The organism is Pseudomonas sp. LBUM1676, from assembly GCF_059695605.1.
Map to the genome: position 1 here is coordinate 576516 of NZ_CP166777.1, position 19583 is coordinate 596098.

Sequence of the window (19583 nt, forward strand, 5' to 3'; positions counted from 1 at the left end):
CGTGAGATTGCGTTATGGATGGTATTTTCCTGCAGCAACTGGTCAACGGCCTGACCCTCGGGTCGGTCTATGGCCTGATCGCCATCGGCTACACAATGGTCTATGGCATCATCGGCATGATCAACTTCGCCCACGGCGAGGTTTACATGATTTCCGCTTACCTCGCGGCAATCAGTCTGGCTCTGCTGGCATACTTCGGTATTGAATCCTTCCCGCTGCTGATGCTCGGCACCTTGATCTTCACCATCGTGGTTACGGCGGTGTATGGCTGGGTCATCGAGCGCGTCGCCTACAAGCCCCTGCGCAACTCCACTCGACTGGCACCGCTGATCAGCGCCATCGGGATTTCGCTGATCCTGCAGAACTATGCCCAGATCGCCCAAGGCGCGAAGCAACAAGGTGTTCCGACCTTGCTGACGGGAGCTTGGCGCGTCGAAATCGGCACCGGTTTCGTGCAGTTGACCTACACCAAGGTATTCATCCTGATTGCCGCATTCGCCGGCATGGCCCTGCTGACCTACGTCATCAAGTACACCAAGCTCGGCCGCATGTGCCGCGCCACCCAGCAAGACCGCAAGATGGCCTCGATCCTGGGGATCAACACCGACCGCGTGATTTCCTACGTGTTCATCATCGGTGCAGCGATGGCGGCCCTTGCCGGCGTGCTGATCACCATGAACTACGGCACGTTCGACTTCTATGCCGGCTTCATCATCGGCATCAAGGCGTTCACCGCAGCGGTACTCGGCGGCATCGGTTCGCTGCCTGGCGCGATGCTCGGCGGGATCATTCTCGGGATCTCCGAGTCGCTGTTCTCCGGTTTGGTCAACTCGGACTACAAAGACGTTTTCAGCTTCTCGCTGCTCGTTCTCGTTCTGGTCTTTCGGCCCCAAGGCCTGCTCGGCCGTCCTCTTGTGTCGAAGGTGTAAGCGATGTCTTCAACCACTCATAAAACCATTGATCTCAAAAGTAGCCTGGTTGACGCGATTCTTGCCGGCCTTGTCGCCCTGATTGTGTTCGGCCCGATTGTCGGCGTGGTCCTCGACGGCTACGGCTTCAATATGGAAACGACCCGGGTGGCGTGGATTGTCGCCATCGTCATGGCTGGCCGGTTTGCCCTGAGCCTGTTCCTGCAAACGCCCAAGGGCCTGAAGATTCTTGAAGGCTTTGAAAGCACCGGCTCCGGGGTTCATGTACTGCCGCCTGATTACAAATCCCGGTTGCGCTGGATCATCCCGCTGTTGATCCTCGTTGCCGTGGTGTTCCCGTTCTTCTCCAACTCCTACCTGCTGGGCGTGGTGATCCTCGGGCTGATCTACGTATTGCTGGGCCTGGGCCTGAATATCGTGGTCGGCCTGGCCGGTCTGCTCGATCTGGGTTACGTGGCGTTCTACGCCATCGGTGCCTACGGCCTGGCGCTGGGTTATCAATACCTCGGACTGGGTTTCTGGACGGTGCTGCCGCTGGCGGCAATCGTCGCTGGCCTGGCCGGTTGCATCCTCGGATTTCCGGTGTTGCGGCTGCACGGTGATTACCTGGCGATCGTGACCCTGGGGTTCGGCGAAATCATTCGCCTGGTCCTCAACAACTGGCTGTCCCTGACCGGCGGCCCGAATGGCATGGCGGCTCCGTTGCCGACTTTCTTCGGCCTCGAGTTCGGCAAGCGCGCGAAGGAGGGCGGTGTCCCGTTCCATGAGTTCTTCGGCATCGCCTATAACCCGGACGTGAAGTATTACTTCATCTACGCGGTGTTGTTCCTGGTGGTGCTGGCCGTGCTGTACATCAAGCATCGTCTGGTCAAGATGCCGGTCGGCCGCGCCTGGGAAGCCCTGCGCGAAGACGAAATCGCCTGCCGCTCGATGGGCCTGAACCACGTGCTGGTCAAGCTCTCAGCCTTCACCATCGGTGCATCGACGGCCGGTCTGGCCGGGGTGTTCTTCGCCACCTACCAGGGCTTCGTCAACCCGACCTCGTTTACCTTCTTTGAATCGGCCCTGATCCTCGCCATCGTGGTACTCGGCGGCATGGGTTCGACCATCGGCGTGGTGATTGCAGCCTTCGTGCTGACCGTTGCCCCGGAACTGCTGCGCGGCTTTGCGGAATATCGCGTGTTGCTGTTCGGCGTGTTGATGGTGTTGATGATGATCTGGCGACCGCGCGGCCTGATTCGGATCAGCCGTACCGGTGTGACCCCGCGTAAAGGAGTAGCGCCATGAGCGAAGTCGTACTCTCGGTCGAGAAGCTGATGATGCACTTCGGCGGCATCAAGGCGTTGAGCGATGTCAGCCTCAAGGTGCATCGCAACTCGATATTCGCCCTGATCGGCCCCAACGGCGCCGGCAAGACCACCGTGTTCAACTGCCTGACCGGGTTCTACAAGGCCTCCGGCGGCAAGATCGAACTCAATACCCGCGGCGAGCGCACCGATGTCATCCAGCTGCTGGGCGAATCGTTCAAAGCCACGGATTTCGTTTCGCCGAAAAGCTTCATCACCCGGATGCGCTACAAGATGTTCGGCGGCACCCACCTGGTGAACCGTGCCGGGCTGGCGCGTACGTTCCAGAACATTCGCCTGTTCAAGGAAATGTCGGTGCTGGAAAACCTGCTGGTGGCCCAGCACATGTGGGTCAACCGCAACATGTTGGCCGGCATCCTCAACACCAAGGGCTACCGCAAGGCCGAAAGCGATGCGCTGGACCACGCCTTCTACTGGCTGGAAGTCGTGGACCTGGTGGACTGCGCCAACCGTCTGGCCGGTGAACTGTCCTACGGCCAGCAACGCCGTCTGGAAATCGCCCGGGCGATGTGTACCCGGCCACAGATCATCTGCCTCGACGAACCGGCCGCCGGCCTCAACCCTCAGGAAACCGAAGCGCTGAGCGCGATGATCCGGCTGCTGCGCGACGAGCACGATCTGACCGTGGTGCTGATCGAACACGACATGGGCATGGTAATGAGCATTTCCGATCACATCGTGGTGCTGGACCACGGCATCGTCATCGCCGAAGGCGGGCCTGAGGCCATCCGCAACGATCCAAAAGTGATTGCCGCTTACCTGGGCGCCGATGAAGAGGAGGTGGTATGAGCCAACCCATCCTCGAACTCAAGGAACTGGACGTGTTTTACGGGCCGATCCAGGCCCTGAAGAAAGTCTCGCTGCACATCAACGAAGGTGAAACCGTCAGCCTGATCGGCTCCAACGGCGCTGGCAAGTCAACCCTGCTGATGTCGATTTTCGGTCAGCCGCGGGCGGCAGGCGGGGCGATCGTCTATCAAGGGGTGGATATCACTCACAAGTCGTCCCACTACATCGCATCCCACGGCATTGCCCAGTCGCCGGAAGGTCGGCGGGTATTCCCCGACATGACCGTCGAGGAAAACCTGCTGATGGGCACCATTCCTATTGGTGACAAGTACGCCACCGAGGATATGCAACGCATGTTCGAGCTGTTTCCACGGCTCAAGGAGCGACGTACCCAGCGGGCAATGACCATGTCCGGTGGCGAACAGCAAATGCTGGCCATCGCCCGTGCATTGATGAGCCGGCCGAAGTTGCTGTTGCTCGATGAGCCAAGCCTGGGGTTGGCACCGATTGTGGTAAAGCAGATCTTCGCGACCCTGCGGGAGCTGGCGCGTACCGGCATGACCATCTTCCTGGTCGAGCAGAACGCCAACCACGCCCTCAGACTGTCGGATCGGGCCTATGTGATGGTCAACGGCGAGATCCGCATCACAGGCACCGGCAAGGAGCTGCTGGTCAACGAAGACGTGCGTAGCGCTTACCTCGGCGGACACTGAGTCCTGCACCGCAATGAAAAGCCCCGGCGAGTAATCGCCGGGGCTTTTTCACATCTCCAATACACCCAATACCCTGTATGAGCGAGCTTGCTCGCGAAGGTCTTCAGGACGACGCATTTATCCAGAATGCTCACATTATCCTGTTTGCCACAGCGAACAATCGAGCCCCTACGGGCTGCTCTTGCGAAATTGTGGAAAACAATATTCACGACCTCTTAAAGCGCGACATAAAGCCGCTGCAAATAGTTGTTTTGTCACAGTTTTGACTTGTCCCCGTTTGCTGTGGAGCTGGCTGTGAATAACGTGGGAGTAGCTGGCTGCAAGCCTTTGAATTCGTGGGCTGCAGAGATGTGGTTGTTTTTTGATCAGGTGTTTTTGCCGTGTGCAAAGCCGCCGTTGTCAACCCTTTTAATGATGACGAAAACGCGCTGAAATGAGCAGGGCCTGCCTGTGGATAAGTCTGTGGTTAAACTCTGGAAAGACTCAGCTGGAGGCCGTAGTTACTGGCTTGGCGCCATCGTCGGTTCCACCCCGAATCGTGCAAATTGCCTTGGGGCTGCACGGCGGGATGGCCAGGGTCAAGTAAAAAAATTTCAAAACTGCTCGCCAAGCCTTGTGCACAGCGGGTTTCAGCTTTTCCACTTGCCCCCGGAATGTGTGGATGGGGCTGTGGATAAGGTGCGCGCACATGGCTGGAAGCCACGCTGGACAAGGCTTGGCCACGATTGATCACTTTTCATACAAAAACGCGATCGCGTGTTGCCGGTGGAAGCGTGGCCGGGCATGCTGCCAGCTGATTATTCATCCCATTGGCTGCTCGCCAGCCGAAACAAGGAGAACACGATGTCCAACACCCTGTTTATTACCGGCGCGACCTCCGGTTTTGGTGAAGCCTGTGCCCGTCGTTTTGCCGACGCCGGCTGGAAACTGGTGCTGACAGGCCGTCGTGAAGAGCGCCTCAATGCCCTGTGCGCCGAGTTGTCGAAGCAGACCGAGGTCCATGGCCTGGTGCTCGACGTGCGTGATCGCAAGGCCATGGAGGAAGCGATAGCCAGCTTGCCGCCCTCGTTCGCCAAACTGCGCGGGCTGATCAACAACGCCGGCCTGGCCCTGGGCGTTGACCCGGCGCCCAAGTGTGACCTCGACGATTGGGACACCATGGTAGACACCAACATCAAAGGCCTGATGTACAGCACGCGCCTGCTGTTGCCGCGCCTGATCGCCCATGGACGCGGTGCCGGTATCGTCAACCTCGGCTCCGTCGCCGGCAACTACCCGTACCCGGGCAGCCACGTGTATGGCGCGAGCAAGGCGTTCGTCAAACAGTTCTCGCTGAACCTGCGCTGCGACCTGCAAGGTACCGGCGTGCGCGTCAGCAATATCGAGCCGGGCCTGTGCGAAAGCGAGTTCTCGCTGGTGCGTTTTGCCGGTGACCAGGAACGTTACAACGCGACCTACGCCGGTGCCGAGCCGATCCAGCCGCAAGACATCGCCGATACGATCTTCTGGGTACTCAACGCCCCGGCGCACATCAACATCAACAGCCTGGAGCTGATGCCGGTGAGCCAGAGCTGGAATGGGTTTGCGATTGAGCGTAATGGTGGCAAGGCGTAAGACCGCGTTATCGTTCTTCGCGAGCAAGTCGAATCGTCGCACCGCCGCTCCCACATTGGAACTGCGTCGGTAACAAAATATGTGAACACAGCAGATCCAATGTGGGAGCGGCCTTGCTCGCGAAAGCGGCCTTACAGTCAGCCGAGATAGTCGACTAATCCGCGATAGCAGGTCGCCAGGTGATAAGGCGTAGTCGAGGGCATATCCTGACGACTCACTTCACCCCTCTCATCCCGGCACTCATACCAGCCGCCTGCATGTAGCGCGCGCTGCTGCAACGCCTGCAATTGGCGCAGCACGGCGGCCTCACTGCCTGGACGCAGTGTCAGCGCCCGCAGGTATTCAGCCTGGGCCCAGATTCGTTGGGTGGCATCCTTGGCGCGCCCATCCAGATCCAGCATCGCCTGCACTGCACCGGTCTGTTGATCGACACCCCGTTGCTCGGTGAACGCAAAAGCACGTTCCAGCGAGCCGTGCAGTGTCGAACCACGAAGCAGTGGTGAAGACTCGAGCAGGAAATACCATTCGAACTGATGCCCTGGTTCAAACCAGTTATCCACAGCCCCCAGTGGTTTTTCCATCAACACATCATGCTGCGGATCGATAAAACGCTTGTGCATGGCTGTGCATAAATCGACGAGCGCGCCTTGCACGGCATCGTCTTCGCGCACCGACAGCGTGGCGAGGAAGGCTTCGGCCAGGTGCATCAAAGGATTCTGCAGCGGCCCTGTGTCGAGCGATGACCAATCACGATCAAGGCTCGCTTCGTACAGGCCGTCACCTGTGGCGAAGCGCTGTGCAATCACTTCCAGTGCCGCGTTGAGCACCGACTCCACCTGCGGCTCGCGAATCCTGTCCCAGTAATGGGCGCAAGCGAACAGAATGAAGGCGTGGGTATAGAGGTCTTTGCGCTGATCCAGCGGCGCCCCGTGTGGATCGATGCTGTAGAACCAGCCGCCAAACTCGGCATCATGAAAATGCAGCTGCAAGGAGTCGAACAACGCAGCGGCGCGCTCCTCAGCGCCTGACACCTGGCCGATCAGGCTTGAGAACAGATACAGCTGCCGCGCACACGCCATGGCGCGGTAGCGCTGTGGTGGCAGAGGTTTGTGCCTGGCATCCAGCGCCTCATAGGGCAACGCCAGGTCGGCATTCCAGCCGGGGCCCAGCCAGAGTGGCACGATCACGTCCCGGAAGTGCTCTTGCACGCAGGCAAACAAAGCGGTCAACTCAGGCTGGGAGGTAGAGCGGGAAACTGGCGGCATTGGCTGGCGTCGTCACGGCAGGTTGATTGCGCGACATGTTAGCAGGCCTGAGAGAGGCGGTGTCTTTAAGGCCGCGTTCGCGAGCAAGTCGAATCGTCGCATCGCCGCTCCCACATTGGATCTGCTGTGTACATATATTTTGTTACCGACACAGTTCCATGTGGGAGCGGGTTTGCTCGCGAAGAGGCCATCACAGGCGAAAAAGATATCAGCCCGCCAACAACCACACTCCAGTAGCCGCCGAACCCGCACCCACCAGCCGAATCAGGGGTGCCGCTGCCTGAGGCAACACCCGCACCACCCCATAACCCGCCGCATGCAAAGCCGCTGTCGCCCCCACAAACCCCGCCGCATACGCCCAGGGATTCGACATGTCCGGCAATTCCAGACCATGTGCCACGCCATGGAACAGCGCGAACACCGCGGTCGCACCCACCGCCAGGCTCAACGGCGGACGCACCGCCAAGGCTACCGCCAGACCCAGCGCCAACACCGATGCCGCGATCCCGCTTTCCAGCGCCGGCAGGTCCAGCCCTTCAAAACCCAGCAGTCCGCCTAGCAGCATGGTGCCAACGAATGTGCAGGGCAAAACCCAGCGCGCGGGACCTTTCTGCTGCGCGGCCCACAGTCCGACTGCAACCATCGCCAGCAAATGATCGAGGCCACCGATCGGGTGGCTGATGCCAGCGATCAAACCGTTATCGCCATGACCCGGGTGGGCGAAGGCGATGGCCGGAGTAAGCAGCAGGGCCATGGCGCCCAGAATGCGTTCAAGTGTCATGGATAAGCTTCCTTGTTGGTCACGTTGTGCAGGATCAGGCCGCGGTCAGCAGGCCCTGGCGTTCGATAAAGGCGATGATTTGTTCCAGGCCCAAGCCGGTTTTCTGGTTGCTGAACACAAAGGGTTTGCCGTTACGCATGCGTTTGGTGTCGCTGTCCATCAGCTCCAGCGACGCCCCTACCAGCGGCGCGAGGTCGATTTTATTGATCACCAGCAGATCGGATTTGCAGATCCCCGGCCCGCCCTTGCGCGGCAGCTTGTCGCCGGCCGAGACGTCGATTACGTAGATGGTCAGGTCGGACAGTTCCGGGCTGAACGTCGCTGAAAGATTATCGCCACCGGACTCCACCAGAATCAGGTCCAGCCCTGGAAAGCGGCGGTTCAGTTGATCCACGGCCTCCAGGTTGATCGAGGCATCTTCGCGGATGGCGGTGTGCGGGCAGCCGCCGGTCTCCACGCCGATGATCCGTTCCGGCGCCAGTGCTTCATTGCGCACCAGAAAGTCGGCGTCTTCGCGGGTGTAGATGTCGTTGGTCACCACCGCCAGGTTGTAGCGGTCGCGCAGGGCCAGGCACAAGGCCAGGGTCAGGGCGGTTTTGCCGGAACCGACCGGGCCGCCTATGCCGACTCGCAGAGGTTGTGTGTTCATGTGATTCTCCAAATTAAAGGCCCTAGGAACGGAACAGACGGCTGTACTGGCGCTCATGGGCCATGCACGCCAGCGACAGGCCAAAAGTGGCGCTGCCATAGTGTTCGGGATGGATTCGGGTAGCGTCTTGCTGGGCCTGTTGCAGTAGCGGCAGCAGTTCGCTGGTCAGGCGTTGCGCGGCTTGCTGACCCAGGGGCAGGGTTTTCATCAGCACCGCCAGTTGGTTTTCCAGCCAGCTCCAGAGCCAGGCAGCCAGGGCGTCCTGCGCACTGATATGCCAGGCGCGCGCTGCCAGCGCCCAACCGAGGGCCAGATGCGGTTCGGGCTGTTGTTGGAGAAAGGCGCGGGCCGAGGCATCCAGTTCCGGCAAGCCATTGAGCAGTTGCTGCAAGGAATAACCCATTTGCCGGCTTTCCTGATGCAGCTCGCGGGTTTCCCGGCTCGCGCGGTGTTCTTCACAACGCTGTAGCAGTTCGGCCCAGTTTTCCTCGGCCGCTGCCGTGCAATGGGCGAGCAGCAGCGGCGCTTCGAAGCGCGCCAGGTTGAGCAGTAACTGATCGCTGATCCAGCGTCGCGCACTCTCAGAATCATTGACGCGACCGTTATCCACAGCCATTTCCAGACCTTGGGAATAGCTGTAGCCACCAATCGGCAATTGCGGACTGGCCAGGCGCAGCAGCGCCCAGGCCGGGTTCATAATCGCACGCCGAACTGGTGCAGTTTCGGCGGGTAGTTGAAATCTTCGTCGCCATGGCGTGAATGGTGATGACCACCACCGTAGGCACCGTGTTCCGGCTGGAACGGCGCTTCGATGTCCTCGACCCTGGCACCCAGTTGTTCGAGCATGGCCTTGAGCACATAGTCGTCGAGCAGACGCAACCAGCCATCGCCGACTTGCAGGGCTACGTGGCGGTTACCCAGGTGATAGGCAGCGCGGGTCAGTTCGAAGGCATTGGCGCAGGTGACGTGCAGCAGTGATTCGGCCCGGGCACAGACACGCACGATGCGCCCGTCTTCGGCCTGCAGACATTCGCCGTCATACAGTGGCGGTTGACCGCGCTCCAAAAACAGTCCGACGTCTTCACCCTCGGCACTGAAACAGCGCAAGCGGCTTTTGCTCCGGGCATCGAAGGTCAGGTGCAACTCGGCGGCCCAGACGGGTTGAGGGTCGATTCTGCGATGAATCACCAGCATCGGTAGGCTTCCAGCAATGAACAATAGTCAGGCTAGAGCAAGGGGCTTGCCAACGGCGCGATGTGTAGGAAATAGGCGCTGAAATCTGTAGGACGTTTCTGTGATTTGCGAAAAGCTGAATTAATTTGGTGCGAGGGCGTTGGCGCTGCACCAATTTGCGGCGCACTCAAAAGGATCGGGCACGTGCAGGCTGAACTACTCGGTGCTTCCGAGACCTTGCCAATGCTTCAACCCGATAAAGATGAACCGCAGCTGCTGGGTGATCTTCGCCTGCGGCGTCAGGTGTTCGGGCAGCGCCTGCGCCGGCGGATCGATGATGTCCGGCAAGGTCGCAAACACACTCTTGACGATCAGATCGGCCATCACGCTGAGGGCGGCGATATCCAGGTGTTGCAATTTCGGCATCAGCGACAAGTCAGCCGCCAGGTCCGAGCTGATGTCTTCGCGCAAGCGACCAATAGCCAGGCGCACCGGCAGCGAGCCCCCGTATTGCTCGCGGGCCAGAAACAGGAACTGCGAACGATTGGCCGAGACCACGTCGAGAAAGATTCGCACGGAGGCGTCGATGATGCCGCCCATGACGAATTCGTTGTGGCGCACCAGGCGGATGGTCTCGCGGAAGGTCTGACCGACTTCGCTGACCAGCACCAGGCCCAATTCATCCATATCGGCGAAATGCCGATAGAAACCGGTAGGCACGATGCCGGCGGTCCGCGCCACTTCGCGCAGGCTCAGGCTGCCGAATCCTCGGCCGCATTCCATCAAGTGGCGGGCAGCGTCCATCAGGGCGTTGCGGGTCTGTTGTTTCTGTTCGGCGCGGGGCAGCATCGCAAGGGTGTTTTCTAGACAGGGACGACGGCGCACTCTAGCAAATCGGCTTTACCGGCGTCGAACGACTATCGGGGGATCGTGCGGGGAGGAGGGGCGTGTAAAACGTGGAAGGCTATAAAGTCAAAAGCCCAATCCGTGGATTGGGCTTTTTTTCAGGGCCGCCATGGGCTTAGCTCAAGGCGCTGTTGCGTTCGATGACGCGGTCACCACCACCTTCAGCCAGGGTCTGGCCTTGTGGGGTGCGATCGGAACCACCTTCAGCCAGGGTCTGGCCTTGTGGGGTGCGATCGGAGCCGTCAGCAGCCAGGGTTTGACCTTGTGGAGTGCGATCGGAACCGTCAGCAGCCAGGGTCTGGCCTTGTGGGGTGCGATCGGAACCGTCAGCAGCCAGGGTTTGACCTTGTGGGGTGCGATCGGAACCGTCAGCAGCCAGGGTCTGGCCTTGTGGGGTGCGGTCGGAACCGTCAGCAGCCAGGGTTTGACCTTGTGGGGTACGATCGGAACCGTCTGCGGCCAGGGTTTGACCTTGTGGAGTGCGGTCCGAGCCATCCTGGGTGATCAGGCCTTTTTCCTTCAGGCGATCATTGCCACCTTCGGCGACGGTTTGGCTGAACACCGAGTGGCTGGATTTCACTTGCGGAGTGGCCTGGTCAGCAGCCGGCAGGGCAAAAGCAGTGCTGGCCAGCATTGAGAGGGTAAAGCTAAGCAGTAATTGGCGTTTCATGATTGGATGCTCCGTAGGAGGGCGATAAAGTGGGTACGAGGGCAATGCTACTCTCGATAAGTCGATATAAAAGTTCATAAACGCAATGGTAATAATCAACGGAATTGATTGTTCGCTGAAAAGGCTCTAGCGCGGGCGTTTCCGGCGGCGGTTTTTGCACCGGAGTGGGTATTTTCGACTCACTTGCGCGACGCAAAAGTGCGGGTGCGGTAACGCTGAGGAAGTGGGATTCGGCGACCAACACAGTATTTGCGTAGGAAATCGGTCTTGGATTAAACCTGCGAGCCGTTTTTCAGTCGTAGATTTCATGGCAGGCCAGTTCTGGCCTAACGTTTCACACGTGCGTCGCAGTCAGGGCGCTCAGTCGTATCAGGAGCCCTGTGCAATGACGCGCACTCGTAAAATTTTCGCCTGGACCTTCGCCAGCCTTATTGTCCTGCTGGCGGTACTGGTGCTGATCATCGTGTTCTTCGATTGGAACAGGATCAAACCACCGCTTAACGCCAAAGTTTCCGAAGAACTGCACCGTCCGTTTGCCATCAATGGCAACCTGGCGGTCATCTGGCAGCGCGAACCCGACGAAGGGGGCTGGCGGGCCTGGGTGCCTTGGCCACACGTGGTGGCGGAAGACCTGAGCCTGGGTAATCCGGACTGGTCGAAAAAACCGCAGATGGTCACGCTCAAACGCGTCGAACTGCGCCTCTCACCGCTGGCGTTACTGGCGCAGCGCGTGGTGATCCCGCGCATCGACCTCACCGAACCCAATGCCGACCTGCAGCGCCTGGCCGACGGTCGCGCCAACTGGACCTTCAAGTTCGATCCCAAGGACCCGGACGCCGAGCCTTCAAGCTGGGTGGTGGACATTGGCGCAATCGGCTTTGACAAGGGCCACGTCACCCTCGACGACCAGAGCCTGAAAACTCAGCTCGATCTGATCATCGACCCGCTGGGCAAACCGATTCCGTTCAGCGATATCGTTGGCGACAAAGCGGCGAAAGTCGCCCAGGAGAAAGGCGCCGCGCCCCAGGATTACGCGTTCGCCCTGAAAGTCAAAGGTCAGTACCATAACCAGAAGCTTGCAGGAGAAGGCAAGATTGGTGGCCTGCTGGCCTTGCAGGATGCGGCCAGGCCGTTTCCGCTCCAGGCTCAGGTAAAGATCGCAGACACCAATATCGAACTGGCCGGGACCCTGACCGATCCGTTGAACCTCGGTGCTCTGGATTTGCGGCTGAAACTGGCCGGCTCCAGCCTGGGCAATCTTTACCCCTTGACCGGCGTGACCCTGCCGGATACGCCGCCCTATGCCACCGACGGTCATTTGATCGCCAAGCTGCATGAGCCCGATGGCGCGTCGTTTCGCTATGAAGAATTCAACGGCAAGATCGGCGCGAGCGACATCCACGGCAGCCTGGCCTATGTCGCCAGTCAGCCACGACCGAAACTCAGCGGCTCGCTGGTTTCCAATCAATTGCTGTTTGCCGACCTCGCGCCATTGATCGGTGCAGACTCCAACGCCAAGCAAAAAGCCCGTGGCGGCGAAAGCAAGCAACCGGCGGATAAGGTATTGCCGGTCGAAGAGTTCAAGACCGAGCGCTGGCGTGACATGGATGCTGACGTCGAATTTACCGGCAAGCGCATCGTCCACAGCGAAAAGTTGCCGTTCAACGACCTTTATACCCATTTGGTACTGACAGACGGCGTGCTCAGCCTTGAGCCCCTGCGCTTCGGTGTGGCAGGTGGCAAGCTGGATGCGCAGATCCGCCTGAACGGTCACACCGATCCGCTGGAAGGCCGGGCACAGCTGACTGCACGCGGATTCAAGCTCAAGCAGCTGTTCCCGACGTTCGAACCGATGAAAACCAGTTTCGGCGAGCTCAATGGCGATGCCGACATCACCGGTCGCGGCAACTCGGTCGCCAAATTGCTGGGCACTGCCAATGGCAACCTGAAGATGCTGATCAATGACGGCGCCATCAGTCGCGAGTTGATGGAGCTGGCCGGGTTGAATGTCGGCAACTACGTGGTCGGCAAAATCTTCGGTGACAAGGAAGTAAAAATAAACTGCGCAGCCGCCGACTTCGACATAAAGACCGGTCTGGCGACTACGCGGTTGTTCGTCTTCGATACCGAGAATGCCATCATCTATATCGACGGCACGGCAAACATGGCGACTGAGCAACTGGACCTGACCATCTCTCCGGAATCCAAGGGCTGGCGTCTGATTTCGTTGCGTTCGCCGCTGTACGTGCGGGGCAAGTTCATCAAGCCGGATGCCGGTGTGAAAGCCGTGCCGCTGTTACTGCGTGGCGCCGGGATGGTTGCGCTGGGTGTGATTGCCGCGCCCGCGGCGGGGCTGCTGGCGTTGGTGGCGCCGAGCGGGGGCGAGCCGAATCAGTGTGCGCCGTTGCTGGAGCAGATGAAGGCGGGCAAGGCACCCAAGACCGTGAAAGGCTAAGGTCTGAAGGGCCGGGCGATTGTTTCGCGGCGCACGTTATTGGCCTTGAGTGCCAAGTGTGCGCTACGAATGTTGCGTAGTAGCTAGTGCGACAGTGGCGTCGCATCCAGATGAAACAGTTTGGTTTTGATCTTGCTACCAAGTTTTCCTATTACCAGATTCCGGGCGTCGGCATAATCGCTTTCTTCCAGATAAGTGATCCATTGATTGATTTGTGGCGCGCCGATTATTTTTTTCAAGGGTAGCTCCTCGTCGAGAATGGTAACGTCGACGGGATCAACTGTTTCGAAACGGATAATCGATGAAATGATCATCTTGTTTTCGCAGACAATGGTCAGCAGGGGGCAGACCGTGTTCAGTGGTTGATCATTATCCATATCTGTTGATTGAATCCTGTGAAGCAGCGCGGACCGAGCGTCGGAGTCCTCAGGCAACTTTTTTATAAAGGCAAGGCATTTAGCCAGTTGGTCCTGTTCAACGGTCGATAGGTAATTGGACAACGCGAGTTGGGCGAGCTTGAGTACGCTCACCGATTTAATTTTGGGGTATCGGCTGGCATGGCTTTTTGTTGTCCAGTATAGGGATCCCAAAAGTTTCATATAGGCGTGGAACCAAGCGTCAGAGGCAATTCCGTTCGAGATTGAAGCCAGGTTTGCGAGTAAGCTGGAGTTCAAAACATCCTGCTTGAAGGAGTTTGAGTGCTGGCCAAGAAAACAAGTAATATTTCCATCGACGATGTACATGTCCAGTGAAGTGTCAGTCATCCGAATTCTCGCTTGTCATTTGTGATTGTAGAAGTAGCTCATGATGGGTGATGAGCTACTTTCTTAAGATTTTTTTACATGTCCGGAATTTCGGCGAGCGCATTTTTGGCGGTGTTTGCAATTTTGGCAAGAATGCCTTCACGTATCGGGGTGTAATTGTCGACGTTAAGATAGACAAGTTGCGCTGCTGTTTTTATGTGTGTTTCCTGTGTGGTCGACTTCCACCAGAGAATGCCTCGACTGCTTTCACTTACATCCAGGCTGTTGCAGTTAAGAATCATCGCCGGGTAACCTTCCTTGGTCTGCCATACTGGCGACATATCAAATTTGGCGTCCTTTCCGACGTTGGCTGTACGGTTGTAGATATTAACCAGGCCGTCGTCTTTTTTGATGCCGTCTACCGCTTTGGCAGCCAATTCTCCCAGCTTTGTAACATTGGCCCCCACAAAACCTTGCATCACATAGAGCGCCACGATATCCATCGTCAGGCCGCTACGTTTAATGGTCTGCTCCTTTAGTTGGGAGGCCTGAATAATCCAGCCGAGCTTTGTCAATGTATCTGTATAGTATTTGTACCACTGGTACAGTTCCTTTTGCGGGTCATAAAGTTTGGTTGCAGCGTTCTGTACTAACTGCTTGCAACTATTGACGTCTTTACGGTTCTGTATAGAAACGTCCGCCATGAATAGATTGACCATCTCTGTCCCGACAGTACCGCTTGGCTTGCTTGGATCAATCGGCGTTTCAGGGGCAAAGGTTCGAATGGAGGGCGTATTGGTTTTTGGTAGGGATGGGAGAGAGTCCAGAAATTCGAGTCGTTGTTCAATATGCATGGCTATAATCCTTTATAGTGTGTGATCAGACAGTGTGCCTGTAGATCGACTATAAAGAATTGAGTTAGGACGTCCAGTGAGTCTTTGTAACTGTATGCTGTTAGTTGAAATGCGTGGTTGTAATGGGTAAATGAAAAGCCATATTGAGAGCTGATTCAATACGGCTTTATTATTTACAATATCAAGTTGTCTGCCTTGTCCCTTGCGCTTCAATATGAAGAAAATCGGTGATGCGAAGCAGTTCGGTCAGGGGTTTGTTGCCAAGCTTTTTCAACACCTGCGCGCGCTTGGTATGGTATTTGCGTTCATTGAAAATGCTGATCAACAAACGCCTGTTGTAAACCTCGTTCAGTGCTTTCAATGTCGGGTTATCCAGAACGTCGAGCCCACTCAAATTATCAGTTCTAAACGAGACTTGCAGAGTTGTAATGGTTTTGTTGTCGGATAGGATGGTTAGTGCAACTGAAGTCGCGTATGACTGCTTGAAAGGGGGGCGAGAAGCCGTCGTGTAGGTGACGTCAGAAGCATTGGACTCGAGTCTGTTGGTCACGCTCTTGGCAGCGGATGAGTCGCTTGGAAGTCTGGCCAGTTTTTTGAGTATTGTGCCCACTACTGCTTTTTCATTGTGTTTCAGGGTTTTGCCAATACACAGGTCAATAATATTCGAGAGCTTGCTGTTTTCAAATTTAAATAAATTTAGCTGCGAGCTACCCCCGATCCAGTCCAAAGCTTTTACCGCGCTTGTGTAAGTGGACCATGATGTCAGGCCGTTGTTGAGTTTCTGAGACAATAAATGGCCGCACAAGCTAGTGTGCAATATGTCTTGTTTGAAAGCGTCAGTATGTTGCCCGAAAAAAACGGTTATATTTCCACTGACAAGGTAAGTGTCAATTGTTTGCTTTATGATGGCATCTCCGAAATAACGCTGGTGCGAAGCGGTAATTGAAATCGACTATGGCAGCCGATTTCAATTAGGCTTTAAGCGTTAGCCATGGTTTAGAAGTCGGGCATGCCTAGCACAAAATTGTTGAATATGGTCTCGTATTTCGCAACTAAAGTGTTGCGCAGTTTTGGGAACACGTTGTTATCCAGGTAAGCATGTGTCGCACCGCTTTTTACCGTGGTCGACTGCGTGGTCGACGTCCAGTTTAGGACGTCGGTGATGTCTTCACGGGAGTCGAAGGATATGCAGTTGACGATCATGTTCGCTTGGCCCTTCTCATCGTACCAGACTGGCCCGAGGTCGTATTTCCGATTTTGCTTTACTTCTTTCTTGACATTAAAGACTTCAAGGGCGATTGGTGTGTTTTTAACGGCGGCCAGTGCCTGTTTGAAGCAGGTGGTGATATCCGTAGCCCTGTCGCCCATATGAGGCTTCGCGAGCTGCAGGGCCAGTGTCTCCAGTGTCAATCCGGCTTGGTCAATGGTGGTGCTTTCATAGTCCCTGGCTTGCAGCACCCAGCCTAATTTGCCCAGGCCGGAAGTGTAGTATTTATACCACTCAAATATTTGTTCAGGTTCCGGGAATAGTTTGTCAGCAGCAGTCTGCATCACGAGTTTGCAGAGGTTTACGTCATCAAAAATCTGTTGTTGTACGCCCGGCAAGCGCACGCTTATATTGTTAGGGAAAACGCAGGCCGATGCTTTGTTGGTATTGTTTACAATTTTGACATTCAAGTTGATGAGGGGTCGTTTTGCTGGTACTGCAATTTTCGGCAGCGTATCAACAAACTCAAGGCGTTCTTCCATGTACATAGCTGTATTCCTTTGCTTGAATATAAACAACGGTTTTGTTGTGAAGTCGAGTATAAGTAAGTGTGGTGTGGTGTCTATTTGGCTTTTGTTTCTTTAGTTTGCTGCCGTGATAAATGGGGCAGCCTTATTGCTTGTCTCAAGTGCAATAAGGCTGTTTTGCCGTTACAGATCTTTCAGAATATCGGCCATGTCATCCGCATGCTCTTCTTCCTGAGCCAGGATGTCTTCGAAGATGCGCCGGGTGGTCGGGTCTTGTTCGCCGATGTACTGAATGATCTCGCGGTAGCTGTCGATGGCGATGCGCTCGGCGACCAGGTCTTCATAGACCATTTCCTTGAGCGAATTGCCGGCCACGTACTGGGCGTGGGAGTTTTTCGACAGCAGGTCAGGGTTGAACTCGGGTTCACCGCCCAGTTGCACGATACGCTCGGCCAGACGGTCGGCGTGCTGGGCTTCCTGGGTTGCGTGCTCGAGGAATTCGTCGGCCGCGACCTGGGCCTTGAAGCCGTTGGCCATGAAGTAATGACGCTTGTAGCGCAACACGCAGACCAGTTCGGTGGCCAACGACTCGTTGAGCAGACGCAGTACTTCCTCGCGGTCGGCGCTGTAGCTTTCCGTCACTGCGCCGTTCTCGACATTCTTGCGGGCACGTTCGCGCAGGGTGGTTACATCAGACAAATGCATGTCACTCATCTCGATCTCCTGGAGGCTAATCCGGTTTGCGTCACGCATCTGGGACGTGATCGCTACTTAAGGTGTGAGTGATGGGCGCGGAGAAAAGTTTGATGTAAATGATCAATTGCAGCGACCGCAGGCTTCGACAGTCCTTGCAGAGCATTGCGCTTACCTATCAAGCAGGTGTGGTGGGGTTGAAGCAGGGCGGATGTCATAGACTGGTCGTCGAGTTGTCATCTTCGATGTCGAAGCTTGGCGGATGTCTTGCATCCAGCCTTGCTTCATCTCACCCATCACAAGGATGTTTACCCATGTCGCAAGGTACTGCCACGCGTTATCCGCTGGTCCTCGTTCCGGGAATGCTCGGGTTTATCCGTCTACTGCTCTATCCGTACTGGTATGGGATCATCTCGGCGCTGCGCCGGGATGGGGCAACGGTGATTGCGGTGCAGGTCTCGCCGCTCAACTCAACCGAGGTGCGCGGTGAGCAACTGCTGACACGGATCGAGGAGATTCTGCTGGAAACCGGGGCCGAGAAGGTCAACCTGATTGGCCACAGTCAGGGCTCGCTTACCGCCCGATATGCCGCCGCCAAACGTCCGGACCGGGTTGCCTCGGTCACGTCTGTGGCCGGGCCCAATCACGGTTCGGAGCTGGCCGATTATTTGCACAAGCATTACCCCGCAGACAGCGCCAAGGGTCGGTTGCTCAGTGTAGTGCTGCGGTTGATCGGCGCGTTGATGAGCCTGTTGGAAACCGGCTATCGTGGACCGAAACTGCCAGTGGATATCCCGGCCTCGCATCAATCGCTGACGACTGAAGGCGTGGCGCTGTTCAATCAGCGTTATCCACAGGGGTTGCCGCTGACTTGGGGCGGGCACGGGCCGGAAGAGGTCAACGGCGTGCGCTATTACTCATGGTCAGGGACCTTGCAGCCAGGCAAGACCGATCGCGGACGTAATCTGTTTGACGGTACCAATCGAAGTTGCCGCTTGTTTGCCAGAACGTTCGTGCGTGAAGTCGGGCATTGCGACGGAATGGTCGGGCGTTACAGCTCGCATCTCGGGACGGTGATTGGCGATGAATACCCGCTGGATCACTTTGACATCGTCAATCAATCGCTGGGGTTGGTGGGCAAGGGGGCGCAGCCGGTGCGGTTGTTTGTCGAGCATGCGGCGCGGTTAAAGGCGGCCGGGGTTTAGCAGGTTCACCTAGTTATCGTTCTTCGCGAGCAGGCTCGCTCCCACATTTGATTGGCGTTGCCTGGATGAGCGCGGTCGAAATGTGGGAGCGGGCGTGCTCGCGAAAGCGTCCGCTCAGGCAACTCGGATCTTACGGCCCAACACAGTGGTCCAGCGCTCCGAAAGAATCACCCCACCCAGGGTCAACACCCCACCCACCAGGTGATACATCGCCAATTGCTCATGCAGCACCAGCGCCGCAATCAACGCCGTAATCAACGGCAGCAGATTGAAAAACAGCGTGGTCCGGCTCGGCCCCAGGCGTACCACGGCCTGCATCCACGCCAGCGGCGCAATCATTGAGGCGAGCAGGCAGGCATACAACACCAGCGGAATGTTCTGCAGGGTCGGGCCGATCTTCGGTGATGCGACAAACAGCGGAAACAGCACCACCACTGCCACCAGCACCTGCAAATACAGCAACACCAGCGGCGGCAGACGCAACTGCCACTTTTTCAACAGCGTGCTGTAGATGGCGTAAGCCAGGGTAGCGATCAGCATCATCGCGTCCCCCAGGTTCACACCGTGCTCCAGTAATGCGCCCAGGCTGCCGGAAGAAACGACCACCAGTACGCCGGCAAATGACAGTACCGCACCAGCCAATGCGCCGGCGGTCAGGCGCTGGCCGAGACTGACAATCGCCATGGCCAGCGACATCAATGGCATCAAGGACAAAATGATCCCCATGTTGGTGGCCGTGGTCAGCGTCGCGGCGAAGTACGCCAGGCTCTGATAGACCGCCATGCCCAATACGCCGAGGATGAAAATCTTGCCCAGGTTCGGGCGGATCGCCGGCCAATGGGCGATTACCGGTTTGAGCATGAATGGGGTGAACAGCAATCCGGCCAGTAGCCATCGGTAAAAACCGATCTCGGCGGGGAAGATCGCCCCGGCTGACATTTTGGTGATCACGGTATTGCCAGCCCAGATGAAAATGGCCAGCAGGGGATAAGCGTATTGCATCGGGAAAACCAGAACGTTAATGAGGGGTGATTATCGCCTGT

The 19583-nt window shown here is 57.1% G+C and carries 20 protein-coding genes; 7 read left to right on the forward strand and 13 right to left on the reverse strand.

What is annotated here, in order from left to right; genetic code table 11:
• Positions 1-14: 14 nt before the first annotated feature.
• From ACA041_RS02590 to ACA041_RS02610, 5 genes are all read left to right on the forward strand, one after another.
• Positions 15-929 carry an ABC transporter permease subunit gene (locus ACA041_RS02590; RefSeq protein WP_253435635.1) on the forward strand — a complete coding sequence of 305 codons (915 nt, stop codon included), beginning with the start codon at positions 15-17 and terminating at the stop codon, positions 927-929.
• Positions 930-932: 3 nt separating this feature from the next.
• Entirely contained in the window at positions 933-2216 is a 1284-nt protein-coding gene (gene livM, locus ACA041_RS02595) for a high-affinity branched-chain amino acid ABC transporter permease LivM (protein WP_497439752.1), read from the forward strand.
• Complete coding sequence (locus ACA041_RS02600) at positions 2213-3085, forward strand: ABC transporter ATP-binding protein (protein ID WP_497439753.1); 873 nt, start codon at positions 2213-2215, stop codon at positions 3083-3085. The genes livM and ACA041_RS02600 overlap by 4 nt, the downstream gene beginning before the upstream one ends.
• Positions 3082-3798: an ABC transporter ATP-binding protein gene (locus ACA041_RS02605; protein WP_497439754.1), complete on the forward strand. Its 717-nt coding sequence runs from the start codon at positions 3082-3084 to the stop codon at positions 3796-3798. The genes ACA041_RS02600 and ACA041_RS02605 overlap by 4 nt, the downstream gene beginning before the upstream one ends.
• Positions 3799-4641: 843 nt before the next feature.
• On the forward strand, positions 4642-5412 hold the full coding sequence (locus tag ACA041_RS02610; RefSeq protein ID WP_497439755.1) for an SDR family oxidoreductase: 771 nt from the start codon (positions 4642-4644) through the stop codon (positions 5410-5412).
• Between the two features lie 137 nt (positions 5413-5549).
• On the opposite strand, the gene ACA041_RS02615 is transcribed toward ACA041_RS02610, so the two are convergent.
• The 7 genes from ACA041_RS02615 to ACA041_RS02645 all read right to left on the reverse strand — a co-directional run bounded on the left by ACA041_RS02615 (position 5550) and on the right by ACA041_RS02645 (position 10856).
• Complete coding sequence (locus ACA041_RS02615; RefSeq protein ID WP_497439756.1) at positions 5550-6677, reverse strand: AGE family epimerase/isomerase; 1128 nt, start codon at positions 6675-6677, stop codon at positions 5550-5552.
• Positions 6678-6885: 208 nt separating this feature from the next.
• The gene (locus ACA041_RS02620) at positions 6886-7458 is read right to left on the reverse strand and encodes a HupE/UreJ family protein (protein WP_497439757.1); all 573 of its coding nucleotides are present in this window, start codon (positions 7456-7458) and stop codon (positions 6886-6888) included.
• Positions 7459-7492: 34 nt separating this feature from the next.
• On the reverse strand, positions 7493-8107 hold the full coding sequence (ureG, locus tag ACA041_RS02625) for an urease accessory protein UreG (RefSeq protein WP_461961545.1): 615 nt from the start codon (positions 8105-8107) through the stop codon (positions 7493-7495).
• Between the two features lie 22 nt (positions 8108-8129).
• Positions 8130-8804, reverse strand: coding sequence for an urease accessory protein UreF (locus ACA041_RS02630; protein WP_497439758.1), 675 nt, complete (start codon positions 8802-8804; stop codon positions 8130-8132).
• Entirely contained in the window at positions 8801-9301 is a 501-nt protein-coding gene (gene ureE, locus ACA041_RS02635) for an urease accessory protein UreE (RefSeq protein WP_497439759.1), read from the reverse strand. Before ureE ends, ACA041_RS02630 begins: the two co-directional genes overlap by 4 nt.
• Before the next feature lie 195 nt (positions 9302-9496).
• Positions 9497-10129 (reverse strand): TetR family transcriptional regulator, encoded by a 633-nt coding sequence (locus ACA041_RS02640; RefSeq protein ID WP_497441996.1) that lies wholly within the window; start codon positions 10127-10129, stop codon positions 9497-9499.
• 172 nt (positions 10130-10301) lie between these two features.
• Complete coding sequence (locus ACA041_RS02645; protein ID WP_497439760.1) at positions 10302-10856, reverse strand: WD40 repeat domain-containing protein; 555 nt, start codon at positions 10854-10856, stop codon at positions 10302-10304.
• A 385-nt stretch (positions 10857-11241) separates the two neighbouring features.
• Between ACA041_RS02645 and ACA041_RS02650 the strand changes: the two genes are divergently transcribed.
• Positions 11242-13311, forward strand: coding sequence for an AsmA family protein (locus ACA041_RS02650; protein ID WP_497439761.1), 2070 nt, complete (start codon positions 11242-11244; stop codon positions 13309-13311).
• 83 nt (positions 13312-13394) lie between these two features.
• On the opposite strand, the gene ACA041_RS02655 is transcribed toward ACA041_RS02650, so the two are convergent.
• From ACA041_RS02655 to ACA041_RS02675, 5 genes are all read right to left on the reverse strand, one after another.
• On the reverse strand, positions 13395-14075 hold the full coding sequence (locus ACA041_RS02655) for a hypothetical protein (RefSeq protein WP_497439762.1): 681 nt from the start codon (positions 14073-14075) through the stop codon (positions 13395-13397).
• 74 nt (positions 14076-14149) lie between these two features.
• On the reverse strand, positions 14150-14908 hold the full coding sequence (locus ACA041_RS02660; RefSeq protein ID WP_497439763.1) for a hypothetical protein: 759 nt from the start codon (positions 14906-14908) through the stop codon (positions 14150-14152).
• Between the two features lie 181 nt (positions 14909-15089).
• Positions 15090-15698, reverse strand: coding sequence for a hypothetical protein (locus ACA041_RS02665; protein WP_497439764.1), 609 nt, complete (start codon positions 15696-15698; stop codon positions 15090-15092).
• Positions 15699-15904: 206 nt separating this feature from the next.
• Positions 15905-16663: a hypothetical protein gene (locus ACA041_RS02670; protein ID WP_497439765.1), complete on the reverse strand. Its 759-nt coding sequence runs from the start codon at positions 16661-16663 to the stop codon at positions 15905-15907.
• 162 nt (positions 16664-16825) lie between these two features.
• A complete protein-coding gene (locus ACA041_RS02675; RefSeq protein ID WP_497439766.1) occupies positions 16826-17356 on the reverse strand; it encodes a ferritin-like domain-containing protein in 531 nt (176 codons plus the stop codon).
• Between the two features lie 293 nt (positions 17357-17649).
• Here ACA041_RS02675 and ACA041_RS02680 point away from each other — a divergent pair, with 293 nt between their 5' ends.
• Positions 17650-18540 carry an esterase/lipase family protein gene (locus tag ACA041_RS02680; protein WP_497439767.1) on the forward strand — a complete coding sequence of 297 codons (891 nt, stop codon included), beginning with the start codon at positions 17650-17652 and terminating at the stop codon, positions 18538-18540.
• 114 nt (positions 18541-18654) lie between these two features.
• Here the strand turns inward: ACA041_RS02680 and ACA041_RS02685 are convergent, their stop codons facing one another.
• Positions 18655-19542, reverse strand: coding sequence for a DMT family transporter (locus ACA041_RS02685; RefSeq protein WP_497439768.1), 888 nt, complete (start codon positions 19540-19542; stop codon positions 18655-18657).
• Positions 19543-19583: the final 41 nt, after the last annotated feature.

Bases quoted from the DNA above. Each gene is read 5' to 3' on its own strand.
- ACA041_RS02590 (WP_253435635.1), top strand. From the start codon at position 15: ATGGATGGTATTTTCCTGCAGCAACTGGTCAACGGCCTGACCCTCGGG.
- ACA041_RS02685 (WP_497439768.1), bottom strand. From the start codon at position 19,542: ATGCAATACGCTTATCCCCTGCTGGCCATTTTCATCTGGGCTGGCAAT.
- ACA041_RS02670 (WP_497439765.1), bottom strand. From the start codon at position 16,663: ATGTACATGGAAGAACGCCTTGAGTTTGTTGATACGCTGCCGAAAATT.
- ureE (WP_497439759.1), bottom strand. From the start codon at position 9,301: ATGCTGGTGATTCATCGCAGAATCGACCCTCAACCCGTCTGGGCCGCC.
- ureG (WP_461961545.1), bottom strand. From the start codon at position 8,107: ATGAACACACAACCTCTGCGAGTCGGCATAGGCGGCCCGGTCGGTTCC.
- ACA041_RS02630 (WP_497439758.1), bottom strand. From the start codon at position 8,804: ATGAACCCGGCCTGGGCGCTGCTGCGCCTGGCCAGTCCGCAATTGCCG.
- ACA041_RS02675 (WP_497439766.1), bottom strand. From the start codon at position 17,356: ATGAGTGACATGCATTTGTCTGATGTAACCACCCTGCGCGAACGTGCC.
- ACA041_RS02680 (WP_497439767.1), top strand. From the start codon at position 17,650: ATGTCGCAAGGTACTGCCACGCGTTATCCGCTGGTCCTCGTTCCGGGA.
- ACA041_RS02615 (WP_497439756.1), bottom strand. From the start codon at position 6,677: ATGCCGCCAGTTTCCCGCTCTACCTCCCAGCCTGAGTTGACCGCTTTG.
- ACA041_RS02640 (WP_497441996.1), bottom strand. From the start codon at position 10,129: ATGCTGCCCCGCGCCGAACAGAAACAACAGACCCGCAACGCCCTGATG.
- ACA041_RS02610 (WP_497439755.1), top strand. From the start codon at position 4,642: ATGTCCAACACCCTGTTTATTACCGGCGCGACCTCCGGTTTTGGTGAA.
- ACA041_RS02600 (WP_497439753.1), top strand. From the start codon at position 2,213: ATGAGCGAAGTCGTACTCTCGGTCGAGAAGCTGATGATGCACTTCGGC.
- ACA041_RS02660 (WP_497439763.1), bottom strand. From the start codon at position 14,908: ATGCATATTGAACAACGACTCGAATTTCTGGACTCTCTCCCATCCCTA.
- ACA041_RS02645 (WP_497439760.1), bottom strand. From the start codon at position 10,856: ATGAAACGCCAATTACTGCTTAGCTTTACCCTCTCAATGCTGGCCAGC.
- ACA041_RS02605 (WP_497439754.1), top strand. From the start codon at position 3,082: ATGAGCCAACCCATCCTCGAACTCAAGGAACTGGACGTGTTTTACGGG.
- ACA041_RS02620 (WP_497439757.1), bottom strand. From the start codon at position 7,458: ATGACACTTGAACGCATTCTGGGCGCCATGGCCCTGCTGCTTACTCCG.
- ACA041_RS02650 (WP_497439761.1), top strand. From the start codon at position 11,242: ATGACGCGCACTCGTAAAATTTTCGCCTGGACCTTCGCCAGCCTTATT.
- livM (WP_497439752.1), top strand. From the start codon at position 933: ATGTCTTCAACCACTCATAAAACCATTGATCTCAAAAGTAGCCTGGTT.
- ACA041_RS02655 (WP_497439762.1), bottom strand. From the start codon at position 14,075: ATGACTGACACTTCACTGGACATGTACATCGTCGATGGAAATATTACT.